Below are 4,746 nucleotides of genomic sequence, written 5' to 3' on the forward strand. Positions count from 1 at the left end.
AATACCATTTTATACATACTTGTAGATAAATGGGCTTATGGATGGCGCGACTTAATGGATTTAAGCGTTAGCTAGGAAGCATTTAAAATCCCCTTTAAAGGTTGAAAAGGGGATTTATTTTTATGTCTATTTTGGATAGGGGTTGATAGCCGTCGCTACATTAACATGGTAACTTACTCAAGTAGTAACCCGTCAATGACGTTTATTTCGATGAAAATAAACGCTGTTTTGATTAATAAACAATTAGCGTGGTAGTTTTTTATGATCCCTTATCAATCAACTTTGACGTTTTGGTTTGAAGAATGCACGCCAGAGCAATGGTTTAAAAAAGATAGCCAGTTTGATAAAGAAATTAGCCGTAGATTTGGTGAATTATGTTTAAGTGCAAGTCGTGGTGAACTGGCATCATGGAGAGAAACAATAGAAGGGCGCTTAGCTGAGATCATTATTCTTGATCAGTTCTCTCGTAATATTTGGCGTGATACGCCAAAAGCCTTTGCCCAAGATAATATGGCATTAGTCTTAGCACAAGAAGCTATCCAGTTACCTGAATACCTGACATTAACACCCGTTAAACGTAAGTTTATGATCATGCCATTTATGCATTCAGAATCCCCTAAAATTCATCAAGATGCAGTTATCTTGTTTTCTCAAATTAATGATGAAAATACTTATCAATATGAATTAAGGCATAAAGAAATTATTGATAAATATGGTCGCTATCCTCATCGTAATGAAATTTTAGGCCGAACATCTACACCAGAAGAACGCGATTTTTTACAGCAACCAGGTTCTTCATTCTAAAAAAAATGCATACCTAAAAGGGTATGCATTTTTGTTTCTTTTTTATGGTTGATTAATCAGCCATAACATCAAGATTACATTGTAATATGCCATAAGTTATAGAACGCGATACGGCCTGATAGCTCAGCAATAATCACTGCCGCAGCACAAGTGACCAGTGTCATTTTGGATGCCTGTGCTTTTAGTGCAGTAAATCCTACGATAACAATACCTAATGCTAATACCGCTAATTGGAATCCCCAGAAAAAGAGATTGGTCAGCACTCAGTTGAGGGCCTGTAAAGCCAAGAAAACTGACATAACCAGAGCGTGTAGCAAAAGTGATAATAGCACCGATAATAAAAGACAATGCGCCTAAACGTCTTGCACCTGTTGCCATTGCTAAGACACCACCGCCGACTAACAGCGTCATCCAGAATTGCAATGTGGTGTAATCAGTATTCCAGTTAGCAATAGTTGGAATGTGGTAAACCTGAGGGATTGACCAAACAAAAGCTAAACCAAAAACAACAGTCAGCAGATTACAGATTTCACGTAATCCTTTCCATTTTTTCATTATCGTGAGCGCAACAGTTGCAAAAGCAAAACCTGTAAACACACCACTTAAAAACGCTTCGTTACTCATTGGAGAACGACCAACGCCTAAGAGCATATTGAAAAAACGTAATGGTTGACCAACGTGTAATCCACCAATACCTAAGCCAATTAATGTTAAGACTAAAGCTAAAATATTGGCATTACGCAGCTGGTTTTCATCAATTTGACCTAATTTTTTACTGATATAAGCAATAAGAAACAAGCCTGCTGCTGATGAACCTAAAACAGTAAAAAAGACTAGAGGAAGTTCATGCATGGTTTATACCTCCGCCGCATTTTGAACTGAGCCGGTTTTATCACCAGAAGGTTTAGCGTCTTTGTGTGCTTTGATCACGATATTGGGATTGGTCAAGCTAGGATCAGGCATTGGGGCGATACCACATTCAGTACCATGTTTTGCTCTGATCACTTCAATATCATCAAAATCAAGTGCACGTTGAGGGCAAGACTCAACACAAACTGGTTTCATGCCTTGTGCTACACGTTCGTAGCAACCATCACACTTAGACATGAGTTTTTTCTTCTCATCGAATTGTGGTGCACCATAAGGGCAACGTAATTCGCAATAACGGCAACCGACACAGATATCTTGGTTGACAACCACTAAACCATCTTCTTCACGTTTATGCATAGCGCCAGTTGGGCAACCTGCAACGCAAGTAGGGTTTGAACAATGGTTACAAGAAATGGATAAATAATAACTATAGATATTTTGTGTCCAGATCCCGTCTTGTTTTGCCCAACTACCACCACCGTATTCATAAACACGACGGAATTTAGGGCCTAAATCTAAATCTTTTTCATCCTTGCAACTGACTTGACAGGTTTTACAGCCAGTGCATTTGGTGGAGTCAAAATAAAAACCATATTGCTTCATGAGTTAACTCCTTATGCACGTTTCACTTCAACAAGGTTTGTATGTTGTGGATTTCCTTTAGCAAACGGCGATGGGTGCCAGCTTGTTAATGTATTAATACATCCACCAGTATCTACACCTGTTGTATCAAGTGAACGCCATGCACCTTGCGGTACAGCAATCACACCAGGTAATACACGATCGGTCACTTTGACAAGAATATTTAAACGACCACGATCATTATAAATCTCAGCAATATCGCCAGATTTTAATCCACGTTCAGCAGCATCAATTGGATTTAACCAGAATTGATGAGGGATCGCTTCTCGTAACATAGCAACATTATAGTAACTAGAGTGAACGTGACCTTTATCGTGGAAACCCGTCATTTGCAGAGGGAATTTCTCTTTAAGCTTAACGTTTTCAACGCCTTCTTCATTCTTACAATATTCTGGAATTGCAGGGATACGGTCGCCTTCTGGTAAAATCCAGCCATCGGTATCTTGCATTAATTTTTCAGAATAAATTTCAATTTTACCTGACGCTGTTTTTAATGGATTAGCGATAGGATCTTGACGGAATGCTTCAAGTGCAACGTATTGATTACGGTTAGGTAATTTACGATCGATAATTCCTACATCATTAGTTTCTGCAAATGTCGGTAGTGCAGGATTTTTCTCACGCATTTGGTTATAGCAATATTCAATCCACTCTTCGTAAGTACGACCTTCAGTGAATTGCTCTTTGGTGCCCATCTTTTCTGCAATGTCGGTTAAAACATCATAGCAAGGGCGGTTTTCCCAAAGTGGTTTAATTGCATTTTGTAAACGAACGACATAGTGGTAAGCACCACTTGCGTAAGAGTTATTGATAAGATCGTTTGTCTCAACGGTTGTCACATCTGGTAGTAAGATATCGGCGTATTTTGCAGAAGGCGTCATGTGGTTATCCCACACTAAAATAAACTCACATTTTGATTCATCTTGAAGTAAATCATGTGTTTTATTCAAGTCAGCGTGTTGGTTACCAATCACGTTACTGGAATAACACCACATAAATTTAATACCCGTATCGAGTTTATCTTTATTTCTGACCCCCGCATTTTTACTGGTAAGTTGATCACCGCGAGCAATTGCTTCAGACCACATAAATGTTGGAATTAATGTCTTAACTGGATTAGGTAGCGCAAAACTCGCAACTGGATAAGCCACGTTACCGCCCCAACAGCCTGTATTTGTACCAGGACGACCAATATGACCTGACATTAATGGTAGCATCATAATCGCACGACATGCTTGCTCACCATTTGAAGTGCGTTGGATACCCCAACCTTGAGAGATCCACGCAGCTTTTGCACCGCCAATTTCACGCGCTAATTGGATAATACGAGCAACAGAAATACCCGTTAATTTACTTGCCCACTCTGGTGTTTTTGCAATGCCGTCAGGACCATTACCTAAAATGTAATCTTTATAAGAGCCATTTTCAGGTGCTGACGCAGGTAATGTTTGTTTATCCCAACCGACACAATATTCACGTAAGAAATCTTCATCGGTGATGCCTTCTTGGATCATCACATAGCCTAATGCAGCGACTAACGCGGCATCAGTACCTGGATAAATGGGGATCCATTCGGCGCCTAATGTTGTCACACTGTCGGTACGACGAGGGTCAATGATGATAACTTTACTTTTGCTCTTATCTAACGCATTTAACGTTTCATAGAACTGACCACCACCAGACATACGTGTTTCAGCAAGGTTATGACCAAACATCACGACCAAATCTGAATTCTCAATTTCTGTTAATAGTGATTCCAGCATGTCACCATAAACATAAGGCACAATACCGGTTAATTGAGAGTATGAATAAGTACCATAGTCACTTAAAAAACCACCCACTGTACTTAATAGGCGCTTACATGCCGTTCTACCGTGTAGGTTTGCGCCGGTAGAGCCTGTACCATATTGGTAATAAATAGACTCATTACCGTATTTTTCAATGGTATATTTTAATTTTTCCGCGATGATTGAAGTGGCTTCATCCCAAGAAATACGCTCAAATTTACCCTCACCACGCTTACCAACACGCTTCATGGGGTATTTTAAACGGTCTGGGTTATACGTTTTCCAACGCACAGAACGACCACGCAGACACGGACGAATTTGGTGAAGACCAAATGTTGAATCGTCATACATCGTTTCATTCGAAATACGACGAATAACGCCATCTTTCACATGAACTTTTAATGGACAACGGCTACCACAGTTCACTAAACATGCACTGTATTTGATAGTTTCAGAAGTCTCATCAGGACGAATACCCTGGGGAGTTTGAGCATTAGCAGCGAATGGTAATGAAACCGTTCCTGCAACCGCAGCAGCACCAGAAATAACTGCCGCAGACTGAATGAATCCACGCCGACTCATTTCAGTAATAGAAGTATTATTTTTAATTTTTGACATTGACATTACCCTAACATTTTTTACA

General features: G+C 39.7%; 3 protein-coding genes and 1 pseudogene. 1 reads left to right on the top strand and 3 read right to left on the bottom strand.

Annotated elements, in window-relative coordinates; genetic code table 11:
- Window positions 1–261: 261 nt before the first annotated feature.
- Window positions 262–804, top strand: a complete 543-nt coding sequence (locus BHE89_RS09730) for a DUF924 family protein (RefSeq protein WP_069367416.1) — start codon at window positions 262–264, stop codon at window positions 802–804.
- Between the two features lie 74 nt (window positions 805–878).
- On the opposite strand, the pseudogene BHE89_RS09735 reads toward BHE89_RS09730, so the two are convergent.
- The 3 genes and pseudogenes from BHE89_RS09735 to BHE89_RS09745 all read right to left on the bottom strand — a co-directional run bounded on the left by BHE89_RS09735 (window position 879) and on the right by BHE89_RS09745 (window position 4,721).
- Window positions 879–1,656: pseudogene (locus BHE89_RS09735) on the bottom strand (dimethyl sulfoxide reductase anchor subunit family protein).
- 3 nt (window positions 1,657–1,659) lie between these two features.
- Window positions 1,660–2,277, bottom strand: coding sequence for a DMSO/selenate family reductase complex B subunit (locus BHE89_RS09740; protein WP_069367418.1), 618 nt, complete (start codon window positions 2,275–2,277; stop codon window positions 1,660–1,662).
- Window positions 2,278–2,288: 11 nt separating this feature from the next.
- The gene (locus BHE89_RS09745) at window positions 2,289–4,721 is read right to left on the bottom strand and encodes a DMSO/selenate family reductase complex A subunit (protein ID WP_069367419.1); all 2,433 of its coding nucleotides are present in this window, start codon (window positions 4,719–4,721) and stop codon (window positions 2,289–2,291) included.
- Between the last annotated feature and the right edge of the window lie 25 nt (window positions 4,722–4,746).

Source organism: Shigella sp. FC1967, assembly GCF_001743005.1.
Taxonomy (GTDB): domain Bacteria; phylum Pseudomonadota; class Gammaproteobacteria; order Enterobacterales; family Enterobacteriaceae; genus Proteus.